Raw genomic sequence first — 14,659 nt, 5'->3', positions numbered from 1 at the left:
TGATTGTTAGGTGTTGATTGTCGCTCCGGCAACTGACCATCAACACCTAACAATCAGCTTATTCGATGCGAAACCAGTCGATGTCGGCGTTGCCGGAGTCGTTGAATTTGGCGGCGCGGGTGCAGAACAGACCCACTTTGGCCCCAATCCATTTGCCCTCCACGGCCTGAAACTCGATGCCCAGCGGCCGAAACTGCTGCCCGTCGAAGCTGTAGCTGAACTGGCATTTGGCGCCTAGCTTCACGGTCACACGCAGATATATCGGCTGGGTGGACTGCGGTATAACTACCGGCGCCGTGGTGGTTTCGGGGCTGCCTTTGTCGGCTTTCTGGCACACGCTCTGGCTGAGCTGCAGCTTGCCGCCCACGTTGGTCAGCGAAATGTAGGCGTAGTCGAGACCCATCATCACCAGCCCCATCTTCTCACCTTCGGCCCGCGCCTGAAACGTAAGCTTGGTGGTGGCAGTGAAGGTTTCGGCGGGCAGTTTTTGCAGCAGCAGGTTGGGCAGCTGCCACAGGTTCTTGTAGCCTTCCGGCAGCGGCATGGCGTACAGGCGCAGGTAGCCCTGTGGCCCATTCAGAAAAGCCCAGTAATCCTGCGGATTGGCGTGCCACTGCCACTGCAGGCCCAGTTGGTTGCTGCTGAACTCGTCGGAAGTAGCGGGCGTAGCCAGCGGCTGCGGCTTGCCTTTGATGCGGGGTTTGCGGTACGTCAGCACGGGCTGGCCTTTGCCGTCGCCGTCCGGGTCTTCGCCAATCACCGGCCAGTCGTTTTTCCAGACCATCGGCTGCAGATGCACGACGCGGCCATAGGGCCCCTGGTCTTGGAAGTGCAGAAACCAGTCCTCGCCTGCATCTGTATCTACCCAAGCACCTTGGTGCGGGCCATTGATGGGCGTTTTGCCCTGGTCCATCACAATTCGCTCTTCATAGGGGCCATACACGTTCTTGGAGCGCAGCACCAGCTGCCAGCCGGTAGGTACGCCGCCGGCCGGCGCAAAAATGTAGTAGTAGCCGTTGCGCTTGTAGAACTTAGGGCCTTCCAGCGTCGGATGTGCCGCGTGCCCGTCGAACACCAGCGCGTCAGGGCCAGTCAGGCTCAGGCCGTCGGCTGCCATCGGCGAAACCGCCAGAATAGTTTTGATGCCGGCCCGGGAGCCCGCAAAACCGTGCACGAGGTAGGCTTTGCCGTCAGTATCCCAGAGCGGGCAGGGGTCAATCCAGCCGCTGGCCTCCTTGATGCATATCGGCGTCGACCAAGGCCCGGCCGGATTCTTCGCCTTGGTTACGAAGATGCCTAGGTCGGGGTCGGGGTAGAAAATATAGAACTCCTTATTGTGGTAGCGCAGCGCCGGGGCCCATACGCCGTTGCCGTGCTGCGGCTCGCGGTAACGGGCTACTGGCAACTGCTCCTGAAATGCCGCGCCAATCAGGGTCCAGTTGACCAGATCTTTGGAGTGCAGAATCTGCAGGCCGGGCGCGGAGTTGAAGCTGGAAGAAGTCAGGTAAAAGTCGTCGCCGACCCGAATAGCATCGGGGTCGGAGTAGTCGGCATACAGCACCGGGTTCTTGTAGCTGCCGTTGCCCAGGTCCGGCGCCCACACTTTCGAAAGGCCCGCAGATGATTGCGCCTGCACTGACAGGGGAAGGGCAAGGAGTAGAGCTACTGCCGCGTACAGAATCTGCTTTCCAACGTCCTGCATCAATGGAACAAGAAATGAAAGGCAGGACAACGGAGACATAAGCAGACGTAAGAGGGGCCGACAGTGTGCAACGGATTCGCCACTTAGCAGTGGCTATGAACAAATGTAAGATTTTCGGAAACGTTTCCGAATACCATAATGTGTTTGGAAAAATAACTGCCCAGTTACATACCAGCGGTTATCGGAAACGTTTCCGATAACCGCTGGTATACGTTTCTTGTTAGTGGAAATACGTACAACTCACAGTACGCGTGATAACCACCCTTGCTGTACTTCTGATGATACCAGATATAGCATAGTGCGCAGAGGCGTAGCAGTGTACAAATCGTTGATTTGTGCGGTACGTACCCGCTTTTGTGCCTGCTTCTGCTTTGAAAGCGTATGTAGCTTTGTGTTAGCTTAAGTGTTCATAGCGTATGAAGCCAATAGAATCCACTGGTCTGGCCCTGCTGGATCTGCGTTGCCCTCGCTGCCATCAGGGTAAGTTGTTTTCGCACCCCGCCTACTCCACCAAGTTTGCCGAAATGCCCGCGCATTGCCCCGTTTGCAACGTAGCGTATGAGCCCGAGCCTGGTTTTTATTGGGGAGCCATGTTCGTGAGCTACGGTTTTTCAGTAGCCATTTTTGCGTTCAGCGGGGTATTGTGCTACTACCTGCTGAATGACCCTGCCGTATGGGTGTATGTGCTGACGGTAGCCGTTATTGTGCTGGCCACCACCCCGCTCGTACTACGCTATTCGCGGGCCCTAATGCTGTACCTGTTTGGCGGCATTACCTACGACCCTCGCCTGAATGAGCCTGCGAGCCGAAATCTAAATTCCTTCGCAAACCGTTCGGATACCAACTAAGCTACGGCTTCAGATCAGGGAGCCGATAGGAGAGGGGGCTCGCCTGTACGCTTACAGGATTCAGCGGAATCTGCCCGTGCCGGAGAAAGTGCAGCGTAAGCTTTGCGTAGCTTGCGGCCGAACTTTATCCGGCCCCAACCAAGACTCAGGCCGAGTTGCTTCCGCATGAAATACTCCAGCCTGCCTGTTCTTGCACTGAATACGTTTCCTGGGCAACACGCTGCTCACCAGTATTATATCGAGCGGCTGGAGTTGCATGTGGCTAAGTTTCCGATAGTGAGCGAGCCTCACGCGCATGACTTTTATCTGCTGCTCTACATTACGCAGGGGCAGGGCAGCCATACTATCGATCTGATAACGTATGACCTGCGTGCCGGGAGCCTGTTTTTTCTGGTGCCAGGGCAGGCGCATTCCTGGGTGCTGTCCGCCGACACTGAAGGCTACATCCTGTTTTTTACGGCTGATTTCTACCTGCAGCAGTATCCTGCCGCCCGGTTAGCTGAGTATCCCTTTTTCAATCCGGCCCATCAGCCAGTACTGTATCTGCCCCCCAGCGAAGTAATGCTGTTGCCGCTGCTCCAGCGAATTTATCTGGAGCGTGCAGTGTCGGCTCCCAACCATTCTTCTGTAATCGGGGCCTACTTATTTCTGTGCCTGGAACTCGCTACCCGGCACTATGCGTACACGCCTCAGGAGCAGGCTTCCCATGCGCTGCTGCAGATCAGGGAGTTTGGGTTGCTGCTCAACCAGCACTTCCGAGCCGAGAAAACAGTGCGCTATTATGCCGAAAGGCTGCATCTGACGGCTAATCACCTGAACGCTGTCTGCCGGCGCATACTTAACAAAACAGCCAGCCGCCTGATTCAGGAACGGGTAATTGCGGAAGCAACCCGCCTGCTTGCCCATTCCGCCCAGTCGGTGGCTCAGGTAGCCTACGCAGTCGGATTTGAGGATGCCTCCTATTTCGCTCGCTATTTCAGAAAGCACACCGGCCAAACGCCTGAGTCGTTCCGCCACAATAGTGTCCGCTAAAGCAGGCAGGGCGGTTTGCTGAGTGGGAACAGGGGCTTCACTTGCGCGGAGTCCGGCAATTTGGCGCAGCGTATAGGAGGCAAATCCCAGGGCAGCTTAGGTGAAATAGCCTAGCAAGAGACCTGTTCCGAGCTTGTCTCTGAAATATATGTAGCAACATGCAGATAAGCAGCTGGTTAGAAAATGATAGAGCGAAATACTACAGTGTGCTAGTACAGAATCATTTACAGATTGTCTTGTCTTATTGAGAAAAAAAGTCATATAAAATATTGATTAAAGAATAAAAAATTGTTTCTTTGTCATACAGCCGCTCCGAATCCTACCCTACCGTTCCCGCTACTGCCTGGTATTAACCTTCGCTCATGTTGCTTACTCATGGAACGCTACAGACACTACACGGACGCCTCGCGTTTCGTATTGTTGCTAGTCGACGTGCTCCTTATTTACGGAGCTTTCCGGGTCGCTGGCCGCATCTACCTCGATAGTTGGACATTTGCCGGCTATTATCCTTATTTCTTCGTCATCTTCGGGCTGCTCTGGTGGATACTGTCCGGCCAGTATGCCAACATCTACCGCGTCGACCGGCTTATCACCTATCCGGAGAAGCTGCTCTACCTGATGCGGACTTTTCTGCTGCACGCCACCATTGTGCTGCTGGCCGTAGTGGCCGGGCAGATGAAATGGCCACCAGTTCAGTATCTGTTTTCGGTGTACAGCCTTTCGATGGTAGGCGTGGTATCGGGGCGGTTTCTGGTAACATTTCTCAACCGCTCCTACCATCAGCACGTAGCCAGGGCCAGCAGCCGCTTCGTGATAGTGGGGGCCAGCGATAGTGGCCAGGAACTGTACCGCTTTCTGGCCTCCCACGACCCTATCGGCAATAAGTTTATGGGGTTCTTCTCCGATGATGCCGCCCCGGCCGCTGTGAAGCCGTTGGTGCGTGGCCGCCTCGCCGACCTGAAAGAGTTTTGCCTGAACGAGCAAATCAACGATATCTACTTCGCGCTGCCCCTCGACCGGCGTCACCTCATTGCGGAGCTGTCGCGGTTTGCAGATGAGCACTTTCTGTCTTTCCGCATCGTGCCCGATTTCCGCGGAACCATGCGCAAGGATGTAAACGTGTATTTCTACGACCATCTGCCCATCCTCACTATCCGGAATGAGCCGCTTGGCATGCGCACCAATCAGGTGCTGAAGCGCATCTTTGATATTGCATTTTCCGGGCTGGTTATCTGCACCATATTTCCTGTTATCATGCCGTTGCTGGCGCTGCTTATCAAGCTCGACTCGCCAGGGCCGGTGTTCTTTAAGCAACTGCGCCCCGGCAAGCACAACCAGCTGTTTCCGTGCTACAAGCTCCGCACCATGCGTGCCGACCACGGCCGTACCGAGCTGCAGGCTACCAAAAACGACGTGCGCGTAACCCGCGTGGGGCAGTATCTGCGCAAGTACAACTTAGACGAGCTGCCGCAGTTTTTTAACGTGCTGCTGGGGCATATGTCGGTGGTGGGGCCGCGCCCCAACATGGTGTCGCAGCTGGAAGAGTACAGCAAGCATATCCGCACCTACCAGCTGCGGCACGCCGTAACGCCCGGCATCACGGGCTACGCACAGGTGAACGGCTACCGTGGCGAAACCCGTGAGGCCGGCACCATGGAAAAGCGGGTGGAATACGACCTGAAATATGTCGAGAACTGGACGTTTGGGCTGGACCTTAAGATCATAGGCCAGACTGTCTGGAACATGGTGCGTGGCGAGAAGAACGCCTACTAAGAGGTGCTCAGGCGCCTATACCTGCCCGGTAACCCAATCGACAATTCAACCATTCAGGGCATGCTTCCCAAACGCTATGTACTGGACTCGCGCATCTCAACCGGCACAGCGCCGGAGTTTGTAGACGCCATTCTGCGGTTGGGCGAGGCCCGCTGTTCCGCCTATGTCTGCTTCACCAACGTGCACATGCTGGTGGAGGCGCACACCAATCCCGGCTTTCAGGAGGTACTCAATCAGGCCGCAATTGCCGCGCCCGATGGCAGCCCGATTGCGGCGGCCGTGGGCTGGTTCAACCAGGGGCAGCAGCAGCAGCGGGTAGCCGGTATGGATTTGCTGCCGGCGCTACTTGCCGAAGCTGCGCGGCGTGGGCAGTCGGTGTATTTCTACGGCACCACCGAAAATGTACTGGAAGCCATAGTGGCACGGGCAGGGCGAGAGTTGCCCACGCTGCGCATTGCCGGTACGCATGCGCCTCCGTTTCGTCCGCTTACGCCGGAGGAGGATGAGGCCGAGGTAGCTGCTATCAATGCCGCCGACCCGGATCTGCTGTTTGTGGCATTGGGTTGCCCGCGCCAGGAAAACTGGATGGCCCACCACCGGGGGCGCGTACGGGCTTGCATGCTGGGCGTCGGGCAGGCGTTCCACGTCTACGCCGGCCTGGAGCGCCGGCTGCCACTGTGGGCGCGGCGGCTCTGGCTGGAATGGGCCTACCGGCTGTGGCTGGAGCCGCGTCGGCTTTGGCGGCGCTACCTGGTTACCAACAGCCAGTTCGTGTACCTCGTGCTCCGGCGAACGGTAGCACAGTATGCGGGCCGCCCAACCCATTCAACAGTGCGCTATTAGTGAACTATACCAATTTGTATTTTACCTTAAATTAAAATAATTAACATTTTATATTGACAATATTATAATAATCGATATCTTTCACTAGCCCAGGATACGTGCTTGGTATGAGAAATACCGCCTGAGCTGGAAGTTAAGTGGTCTTGGTTCCGTTTTCTCCTCAAGCAGTACTAATCATGAAAGCAGTCATTCTGGCGGGGGGCTACGGTACCCGCATCAGCGAAGAAAGCGGAGTAAGACCAAAGCCCATGGTGGAAATAGGTGGCAAGCCTATTCTCTGGCACATCATGAAAATCTATGCCCACCATGGCATTCACGACTTCGTGATTTGCTGCGGCTACAAAGGCCACATGATCAAGCAGTATTTCTCCGACTATTTCCTGCACAACGCCGACGTCACGTTCCGGATGGACCGCAATGAAATGCAGGTACACCGCAATAATACCGAGCCGTGGAATGTGACGCTGGTAGATACCGGCCAGGAGACCATGACGGGTGGCCGCTTGCGCCGGGTGCGAGAGTATCTGGACGACAGCACCTTCTGCCTGACCTATGGCGACGGAGTAGGCGACGTGGACATTCGCTCCGCCATTCGTTTTCATAAGGCGCAGGGCTCTTTGGCCACGCTTACGGCGGTGCGCCAGCCCGGCCGCTTCGGGGTTTTCAACCTGCATGACAATTCCGAGCAGGTGGAAAGCTTCACGGAAAAGCCCGAAGGGGCTGAAACGCCCTGGATAAATGGCGGCTTCTTCGTGCTGGAGCCCCGCGTGCTGGATTACATTGACAGTGACGACACCATGTGGGAAAAAGCCCCTATGGAACGGCTGGCCAAGGAAGGACAGCTAGCCGCATTTCGCCACACCGGTTTCTGGCAGCCCATGGACACGCTGCGCGACCGAAACATGCTGGAGGAGCTCTGGCAGAAAGGGCAGGCCAAATGGAAGGTCTGGGACAAGGCGCCTGCTGCCGAAGCGCCCGACCCCGTGCTGGCCGAAATTATGGCGGCTCCGGTACTTGCTCCCGAAGGCCAGCGCGTGGCGGCACCCACCATTATGCCGGTTAGCTGATTCCCCCCGCCTTACGAGTAAAAATTCTTCGAGCCAGCTCCGTGCTGCTGGCCGCAAAGGCAGCGCCTAGCCTGCTTGCTGCCATACATACCTGCCTTTCCACCTGTAACTCTTCGAGATGAACCGCATCCTTATCACTGGCAACATGGGCTATGTAGGGCCCGGTGTTGTGCAGCACCTGCGCCGGCAGTTTCCGCAGGCCGAGCTGATTGGCTACGACATGGGTTTCTTTGCGCACTGCCTGACCGGCGCCACGCGTCTGCCCGAATCGAGGCTGGACCGCCAGATCTTCGGCGACGTGCGCCACTTGCCCACTGACCTGCTGCAGGGAGTAGATGCCATTGTGCATCTGTCGGCTATCAGCAATGACCCCATGGGCCAGACGTACGAGGACGTGACCATGGAAGTAAACCACCGGGCAGGCATCTGGCTGGCGCGGCGGGCGAAGGCAGCCGGGGTGCGCACGTTTGTGTTTGCCAGCTCCTGCAGTATATATGGGGCCGGCGGCGAAGGCGCCAAAACCGAAGAGTCGGAGGTGAACCCGCTGACGGCATATGCCCGCTCCAAAGTGATGAGCGAGCAGGACCTGCGCCCGCTGGCCGATGACGACTTTTGCGTAACCTGCCTGCGGTTTGCCACGGCTTGCGGCTGGAGCGACCGGCTGCGCCTAGATCTGGTAGTGAACGACTTTGTGGCGGGTGCAGTGGCTTCCGGCGACATCAATATCCTGAGCGACGGGACGCCGTGGCGGCCCCTGATTCATGTGCAGGATATGGCCCGCGGCATCGAGTGGGCATTGCGCCGCGACGCCAGCTACGGAGGGGCTTTCCTGGCCATCAATACCGGCTGCGACGCTTGGAACTACCAGGTGCGCGACCTGGCACATGCCATTGCCGAAATCATTCCGGGGACGAACGTGAGTCTGAACGCCGCCGCTCCGCCCGACAAACGCTCGTACCGCGTCGATTTCAGCCTGTACCGCGCCATGGCCCCCGAATACCAGCCGCTCCGCACCCTGCACGATACCATTGCCGAGCTGCGCGACGGACTGCTGGCGATGAACTTCCGCGACACTTCGTTCCGCTCTTCGCAGCTCATGCGCCTGCGGGTGCTCACCAGCCTGCGCGAGTCGGGCGAGCTGACCGATGAGCTGACCTGGGCGCAAGTGGCCGCCACGCCGGCTGCCGTGCTTGCATAGCCGATTCTCCGCAACCGATACCCCCACCGCACTCACACCTGAATTAATGACATCCCGTATGATTTTCACCGAAACCGAGTTGGCCGGCGCGTTTATCATTGATGTAGAACGCATGTCCGATGAGCGGGGCTTCTTCGCCCGTTCCTGGTGCGAAGATGAGTTTGCCGCCCATGGCATTCTGATGCCGCCGCTCCAGGCCAACGTCTCCTCAAACCCAACGAAGGGCACGCTGCGCGGCATGCACTTTCAGCTGGCCCCGCACGAAGAAACCAAGCTGGTACGCTGCACACGCGGGGCCATCTACGATGTCATCGTGGACCTGCGGGAAGAGTCGCCGACCTATGGGCAGTGGCTGGGAGTGGAGCTGACCGCAGACTCGTTCCGGATGCTGTTCGTGCCGGCCCGTTTCGCGCACGGCTTCATCACCCTCACCGACAATACCGACGTGTGCTACCAGGTATCGGCGAAGTATGCTCCCGGCTCTGAGCGCGGCCTGCGCTGGGACGATCCGGCCATCGGCATCAAGTGGCCCCTCAAACCGGTGCTGGTATCGGAAAAAGACCGCAGCCATCCGGGCTTTGAACTGCGCGTGCCGGAAGAGGTAAGCGGCTAAAAAATGTGATGGAAACGGCCTGAGAGCTTGCTGTGGCAATGCTGTCAGAAGCCTTACTCCCCATCAGACTCCCCATTTTTCATTGAATCAGCGCATGATCATCATTGACAAAGCTCTGGAAAAACGGCAGCGCGACGGAAACCCGATTCGGGTGGGCATGATTGGGGCCGGCTTTATGGCGCGGGGTGTGGCCCGGCAGATTTGCTGCTATGTGCCCGGTATGGAGCTGGTGGCCATTGCCAATCGGAACCCGGAACGGGCGCGCAACATCTATGCCGAGGCGGGCGTAGCCGACGTGCGTGAAGTAGCCTCGGTGGCGCAGCTGGAAACCTGCATAGCACTGGGCCAGCCCGCCATTACCGATGATGCGCTGCTGCTGAGCCGCGCCGCCGGCATTGATGCCATTATTGAAGTGACCGGTGCCGTAGAGCACGGCGCCCATGTGGTGCTGGAAGCCATCCGGCACCACAAGCACATCATCCTGCTGAATGCCGAGCTGGACGGTACTGTAGGGCCTATTCTTAAAGTGTATGCCGACCGGGCCGGGGTAATCTACTCCGTGGCGGATGGCGACCAGCCGGGCGTAACGCTCAATCTGGCGCGCTTCGTGAAGGGGCTGGGCGTGACACCGGTCCTGTGCGGCAACATCAAAGGCCTTCACGACCCGTACCGCAACCCGACTACCCAGGAAGGCTTTGCCCGGCAGTGGGGCCAGAACCCGAGCATGGTCACCAGCTTCGCCGACGGCAGCAAAATCAGCTTCGAGCAGGCCGTTATTGCCAATGCGCTGGACATGCGCGTGGCGCGGCGCGGGATGCTGGGCCCCACCGTGGAGCCCGGTACGCCCATCAGCAAAGCCGCCGAATGGTACCCGCAGGAGCTGCTGCTGGGCGGTGGCCCCGGCCTCGTCGATTATGTGGTGGGAGCGGAGCCGGGTCCCGGGGTATTCGTGCTGGGCACCATCGACGATGCGGTGCAGCAGCACTACCTGAAGCTCTACAAGCTGGGCCCCGGGCCACTCTACTGCTTCTACACGCCTTACCATCTCTGCCACTTCGAGACGCCGACTACAGTGGCCCGCGCCGTGCTGTTCCAGGATGCTGCCCTGGCCCCGGCCGGCCCCATGCGCGTGGAAGTCGTGACAGCCGCCAAAGTGCCGCTGTTTGCCGGCCAAGTGCTCGATGGCATCGGCCACTACCATACCTACGGGCTGGCCGAAAACGCCGACATCACCCAGCGCGAAAACCTGCTGCCTATTGGCGTGGCTGAGGGCTGCACGCTTCGCCACGATGTCGAGCGTGACCAAGTGCTGACTTACAACGATGTAATACTGCCGGAGGGTCGCCTCATAGACCAATTGCGGGCTGAGCAGACCGCGTATTTTCAAAATAGCCAGCCCTTCCTGAATTCCCCAACGCTTGCCGATCCTCCATCGATGCTTCGGTGAGCCGCCGTTCTTGCCACTACTGATCTACCTTCCCCAATGGACAAGCTTATGTCTTCTCTGCCCACCTACTCTGCCGTAGCATTGCCTGTTGTAGCACCAGCAGAGCTTACTACAAAGCAACCTGCACTGCGGTCCAAGCCAATTGAACCTCCGGCTAGTCCCTGCCGGTTCTGCGGCGCTCCTCTCGATGTGACGTTCGTTGATCTGGGAACATCACCGCTATGCCAAAACCATGTGCGGCCGCACGAGTTCAACTGCGCCGAGCCTTTTTATCCACTGCATGCACGGGTATGCCGGGAGTGCTTTTTGGTGCAGCTTGATGAGTTTGTAACATCCGAGGAGATATTCCAGAACGATTACGCCTACTTTTCCTCGTATTCGGCCTCCTGGCTCCGGCACGCCAGCCGCTACACCGATATGGCTGCCACGCGTTTCGGCCTGAACGCCCAAAGCCTGGTGGTAGAAGTGGCTTCTAACGACGGCTACCTGCTGCAATATTTCGTGGCCAAGGATATTCCGGTGCTGGGAGTGGAGCCGGCGCTGAATGTAGCCGAAGTAGCCCGCAGCAAAGGTATCAATACGCTGGGACGCTTCTTCGGGCGTGAAACAGCACAGTATATAGCTGCCACCAGTGGCCAGGCCGACCTGCTTCTCGGCAACAATGTGCTGGCCCACGTTCCCGATATCAATGACTTTGTGGCTGGTATGCAGCTGCTGCTCAAGCCCAACGGCGTTATCACCATGGAGTTTCCGCATCTGCTGCGGCTCATGGAGGGCAACCAGTTCGATACTGTCTACCATGAGCACTTCAGCTACCTGTCGTTTTATACGGTAGAGCGCATCTTCGCGCATCATGGCCTTACGCTTTTTGATGTGGAGGAACTGCCTACGCACGGCGGCTCGCTGCGCATCTACGCCCGGCACACCGGCTGCCCAGAATGGCCCCTGAGTGAGCGGGTAGCGGAGCTCCGGAACCGGGAACTGGCTGCTGGCGTCACCGACCTGACGTATTACGCCGACTTCGAGGAAAAAGCCAAAGAGACGAAGCGGAAGCTGCTGGAGTTTCTGATTGAGGCAAAACGGGCCGGCAAAACGGTAGTAGGCTATGGTGCTCCCGGTAAGGGAAACACCCTGCTTAATTACTGCGGCATCCGCACCGACTTTCTGGATTACACAGTGGATGTGAGCCCGCACAAGCAAGGCAATTTTCTGCCCGGTACCCGCATTCCCATCTGCCATCCGGACCGGATTTGGGACACCCAGCCCGACTATGTGCTGATTCTGCCCTGGAACCTGCGGGAGGAAATAATGGACCAGATGGCTGGTATCCGGGAGTGGGGTGGCCGGTTTGTGGTGCCCATTCCGGAGGTACAGGTGTTTGAGTAGCCTTTCGGATGGAAACGACCAGCCCAGTACAAACACCGGCTATCCTCGAAGCAGGAAAAGATATGCATGCCCTGCTGGCCCGGCTGTTTCCTATCTGCCGGAGCATCACCGGCAATGGAGTCCGCCAGACGCTGGCCATCGTGCAGGAGTATCTGCCCGCGCTGCAGCTACACGAGGTGCCCAGTGGCACCCCCGCCCTCGACTGGCAAGTGCCTGCGGAGTGGAACATTCGGGATGCCTGGGTGAAAAATGCGGCCGGGGAACGGGTCATCGACTTCCGGCAGCACAATCTGCACGTGGTAGGGTACAGCACACCCGTGCGGGGGTGGTTTTCGCGGCAGGAACTGGATGAGCACCTGTTTTCATTGCCAGAGCAGCCAGATCTGCTTCCGTATCGCACCAGCTATTATCAGCCCACCTGGGGTTTTTGCCTCAGCCACCAGCACCGGCTGGCACTGCAGGATGCGTATTACGAGGTCTGTATCGATAGCACAATCGATGAGCAGGGCTTCCTGACCTACGGCGAACTGGAGTTGCCAGCTACTGAAGCAGGAGAAAACCCTGCGAACGAGGTGCTGTTTTCCTGCCATTGCTGCCACCCTTCACTAGCCAACGACAACCTTTCGGGGCTGGTAGTGGCCGTGGCGCTGGCCCAGACTTTGGCCGCCCAGCCTGTGCGCCACTACACGTACCGCTTCGTGTTTGGCCCCGGCACTATCGGAAGCATTGTCTGGCTTTCCCGTAATCCGGAGGCCATAGCCCGTATCCGGCACGGCTTGGTGCTTACCCTGCTGGGTGGCCCGGGGCCGTTCACCTATAAACAAAGCCGCCGCGGTAGTGCCGCCGTAGACCGGGCCGTGGCCCTGGCCTTGCGCGATGCTGCCGTGGCGCACAATATAAGGCCCTGGCTGCCCTACGGCTACGATGAGCGCCAATACTGTTCGCCAGGGTTCAATCTGCCGGTCGGCTGTTTGTCGCGCACCCCATTTGGCGAGTTTCCGGAGTACCACACCTCCGCCGACAACCTGGATTTTGTCCAGCCCAAGCAGCTGGCCGAAGCGCGGGCGTTGTTGCTGCGCATATGCGGTATTTTCGAACGCGACCAAGTGTACCGAAACCTGCGGCCGTATGGCGAGCCGCAGCTGGGCCGGCGCGGCCTGTACAAGGGTATCGGCGGAGGTCTGGAAGGGCAGGAGTGGCAGATGGCTTTGCTCTGGGTACTGAGCCTTTCCGACGGCGACCATAGTCTGGTAGCGGTGGCCGAGCAGGCCAACCTGCCGTTTGAGCTGCTGCAGCGGGCCGCCGAAGCTCTGGCCACCACCGATTTACTGGCACCTGTTTAGGTCTTTCTCACTACTCTTGCGCTCCGTATCATGGAAACTGCCACGCTTCCGGCTTCACTTCCTTCTCTGGCTAAGAAATCAGTCCCTGAACCTGTTTTCGCGGGCTCAAATGCGCTGAGTGCCCGGTTTCATGCCGCCATTCCGGGGGGCGCCCACACCTATGCCAAAGGCGACGACCAGTTTCCGGAGCACATGGCACCCTATATTGTGCGGGGTGAAGGCTGCCGGGTCTGGGATGTCGATGGCAATGAGTTCATTGAGTTTGGGGCCGGTCTGCGCTCCGTGACGCTGGGACACGCCTACGGCCCCGTAGTAGCGGCTGCCCGGCAGCAGTTGGAACTGGGCGTTAATTTTGGCCGGCCGGCCGTGCTGGAATTAGAGACGGCCGAGGAGTTTCTGGACTTCGTGCAGGCCGGGGAGATGGTGAAATTTGCCAAAAACGGCTCCGATGCGACCAGCGCTGCCGTGAAGCTGGCTCGCGCCTACACGGGCCGCAATCTGGTGGGTATCTGCCAAGACCACCCATTTTTCTCCGTCGACGACTGGTTTATCGGGACCACGCCACTGGCCGCTGGCATTCCGCCCGCCATCAGCTCTCTTACCGTCAGCTTCCGCTACAATGATCTGGCCAGTGCAGAGGCGCTGTTTGCGGCCCATCCTGGGCAGGTGGCTTGCCTGTTGCTGGAAGTAGAGAAAGAAGTAGCACCAGCACCCGGCTTTCTGGCCGGGCTGCGCCGCCTCTGCGACCAGGAAGGAGCCGTCCTGATCTTCGATGAAATCATCACCGGGTTTCGCTGGCACAACCAGGGCGCCCAGGCCCGCTATGGCGTGCGCCCCGACCTGAGCACCTGGGGCAAGGCCCTCGCCAACGGATTCAGCCTGGCGGCTCTCACTGGCCGTCGTGAACTGATGGAACGGGGCGGTTTGCACCATTCGCACGACCGGGTTTTTCTGCTTTCAACCACGTATGGTGCCGAGACGCACGCACTAGCTGCTGCCCGTGCCGTAATGCGCGAATACCGCACGCAGCCCGTTGTCGAACAGCTCTGGAAAGCAGGCCGGCAGCTGGCCGACGGCCTCCGGCAGGCGGCGCAGGAGCAAGGTGTAGCCGAACAAATCCAGGCACTCGGCCAGTCCTGCTGCCTCACCTACACCACCCGCGACGCCCAGGGGCAGCACTCGGCGGCGCTCCGTACGCTTTTCCTGCAGGAAACCCTGCGGCGCGGCTTGCTTATGCCTTCGCTTATCGTCAATTACTCGCACACGCCGGCCGTTATCAGCAGCGTGTTGGAGCGCCTGTACGAGGTGCTGGGCGTGTATCGGCGGGCCCTCGAAGACGGTGTGGAGCACTACCTCGTCGGGGAGCCGGTGAAGTCAGTGTATCGAACCCGGAATTAAGCCGGGCAG

General features: G+C 58.7%; 12 protein-coding genes. 11 read left to right on the top strand and 1 reads right to left on the bottom strand.

What is annotated here, in order from left to right:
* Positions 1–58 precede the first annotated feature (58 nt).
* Entirely contained in the window at positions 59–1,702 is a 1,644-nt protein-coding gene (locus IC231_RS09810; RefSeq protein WP_190784346.1) for a glycoside hydrolase family 43 protein, read from the bottom strand.
* Positions 1,703–2,118: 416 nt separating this feature from the next.
* On the opposite strand from IC231_RS09810, the gene IC231_RS09805 reads away from it, so the two are divergent.
* From IC231_RS09805 to IC231_RS09755, 11 genes are all read left to right on the top strand, one after another.
* Positions 2,119–2,550, top strand: coding sequence for a DUF983 domain-containing protein (locus IC231_RS09805; protein WP_211538978.1), 432 nt, complete (start codon positions 2,119–2,121; stop codon positions 2,548–2,550).
* Positions 2,551–2,715: 165 nt separating this feature from the next.
* Positions 2,716–3,582, top strand: a complete 867-nt coding sequence (locus IC231_RS09800; RefSeq protein WP_190784345.1) for an AraC family transcriptional regulator — start codon at positions 2,716–2,718, stop codon at positions 3,580–3,582.
* A gap of 375 nt (positions 3,583–3,957) precedes the next feature.
* Positions 3,958–5,355 carry an exopolysaccharide biosynthesis polyprenyl glycosylphosphotransferase gene (locus IC231_RS09795; RefSeq protein WP_190784344.1) on the top strand — a complete coding sequence of 466 codons (1,398 nt, stop codon included), beginning with the start codon at positions 3,958–3,960 and terminating at the stop codon, positions 5,353–5,355.
* 60 nt (positions 5,356–5,415) lie between these two features.
* Positions 5,416–6,198, top strand: a complete 783-nt coding sequence (locus IC231_RS09790; protein WP_190784343.1) for a WecB/TagA/CpsF family glycosyltransferase — start codon at positions 5,416–5,418, stop codon at positions 6,196–6,198.
* A 176-nt stretch (positions 6,199–6,374) separates the two neighbouring features.
* Entirely contained in the window at positions 6,375–7,265 is an 891-nt protein-coding gene (gene rfbF / locus IC231_RS09785) for a glucose-1-phosphate cytidylyltransferase (protein ID WP_190784342.1), read from the top strand.
* A 118-nt stretch (positions 7,266–7,383) separates the two neighbouring features.
* Positions 7,384–8,463 (top strand): NAD-dependent epimerase/dehydratase family protein, encoded by a 1,080-nt coding sequence (locus tag IC231_RS09780; protein WP_190784341.1) that lies wholly within the window; start codon positions 7,384–7,386, stop codon positions 8,461–8,463.
* Positions 8,464–8,521: 58 nt separating this feature from the next.
* A complete protein-coding gene (gene rfbC / locus IC231_RS09775) occupies positions 8,522–9,076 on the top strand; it encodes a dTDP-4-dehydrorhamnose 3,5-epimerase (protein ID WP_190784340.1) in 555 nt (184 codons plus the stop codon).
* Between the two features lie 94 nt (positions 9,077–9,170).
* A complete protein-coding gene (locus IC231_RS09770) occupies positions 9,171–10,523 on the top strand; it encodes an NAD(P)H-dependent oxidoreductase (protein ID WP_190784339.1) in 1,353 nt (450 codons plus the stop codon).
* A 36-nt stretch (positions 10,524–10,559) separates the two neighbouring features.
* Entirely contained in the window at positions 10,560–11,909 is a 1,350-nt protein-coding gene (locus tag IC231_RS09765; RefSeq protein WP_317173269.1) for a class I SAM-dependent methyltransferase, read from the top strand.
* 62 nt (positions 11,910–11,971) lie between these two features.
* Entirely contained in the window at positions 11,972–13,252 is a 1,281-nt protein-coding gene (locus IC231_RS09760; protein WP_223831394.1) for a DUF4910 domain-containing protein, read from the top strand.
* A gap of 30 nt (positions 13,253–13,282) precedes the next feature.
* The gene (locus IC231_RS09755) at positions 13,283–14,650 is read left to right on the top strand and encodes a glutamate-1-semialdehyde 2,1-aminomutase (protein WP_190784336.1); all 1,368 of its coding nucleotides are present in this window, start codon (positions 13,283–13,285) and stop codon (positions 14,648–14,650) included.
* Positions 14,651–14,659: the final 9 nt, after the last annotated feature.

Origin of the sequence: Hymenobacter duratus (assembly GCF_014698995.1) — a bacterium.
In the GTDB taxonomy this organism is placed as follows: domain Bacteria; phylum Bacteroidota; class Bacteroidia; order Cytophagales; family Hymenobacteraceae; genus Hymenobacter; species Hymenobacter duratus.
Note: the sequence above shows the minus strand (reverse complement) of the source record. Positions and strands in the feature narration are given on the sequence as shown.

Coding starts and splice junctions, on each gene's coding strand:
- IC231_RS09810 (WP_190784346.1), bottom strand. CDS start 1,702: ATGCAGGACGTTGGAAAGCAGATTCTGTACGCGGCAGTAGCTCTACTC.
- IC231_RS09805 (WP_211538978.1), top strand. CDS start 2,119: ATGAAGCCAATAGAATCCACTGGTCTGGCCCTGCTGGATCTGCGTTGC.
- IC231_RS09800 (WP_190784345.1), top strand. CDS start 2,716: ATGAAATACTCCAGCCTGCCTGTTCTTGCACTGAATACGTTTCCTGGG.
- IC231_RS09795 (WP_190784344.1), top strand. CDS start 3,958: ATGGAACGCTACAGACACTACACGGACGCCTCGCGTTTCGTATTGTTG.
- IC231_RS09790 (WP_190784343.1), top strand. CDS start 5,416: ATGCTTCCCAAACGCTATGTACTGGACTCGCGCATCTCAACCGGCACA.
- rfbF (WP_190784342.1), top strand. CDS start 6,375: ATGAAAGCAGTCATTCTGGCGGGGGGCTACGGTACCCGCATCAGCGAA.
- IC231_RS09780 (WP_190784341.1), top strand. CDS start 7,384: ATGAACCGCATCCTTATCACTGGCAACATGGGCTATGTAGGGCCCGGT.
- rfbC (WP_190784340.1), top strand. CDS start 8,522: ATGATTTTCACCGAAACCGAGTTGGCCGGCGCGTTTATCATTGATGTA.
- IC231_RS09770 (WP_190784339.1), top strand. CDS start 9,171: ATGATCATCATTGACAAAGCTCTGGAAAAACGGCAGCGCGACGGAAAC.
- IC231_RS09765 (WP_317173269.1), top strand. CDS start 10,560: ATGGACAAGCTTATGTCTTCTCTGCCCACCTACTCTGCCGTAGCATTG.
- IC231_RS09760 (WP_223831394.1), top strand. CDS start 11,972: ATGCATGCCCTGCTGGCCCGGCTGTTTCCTATCTGCCGGAGCATCACC.
- IC231_RS09755 (WP_190784336.1), top strand. CDS start 13,283: ATGGAAACTGCCACGCTTCCGGCTTCACTTCCTTCTCTGGCTAAGAAA.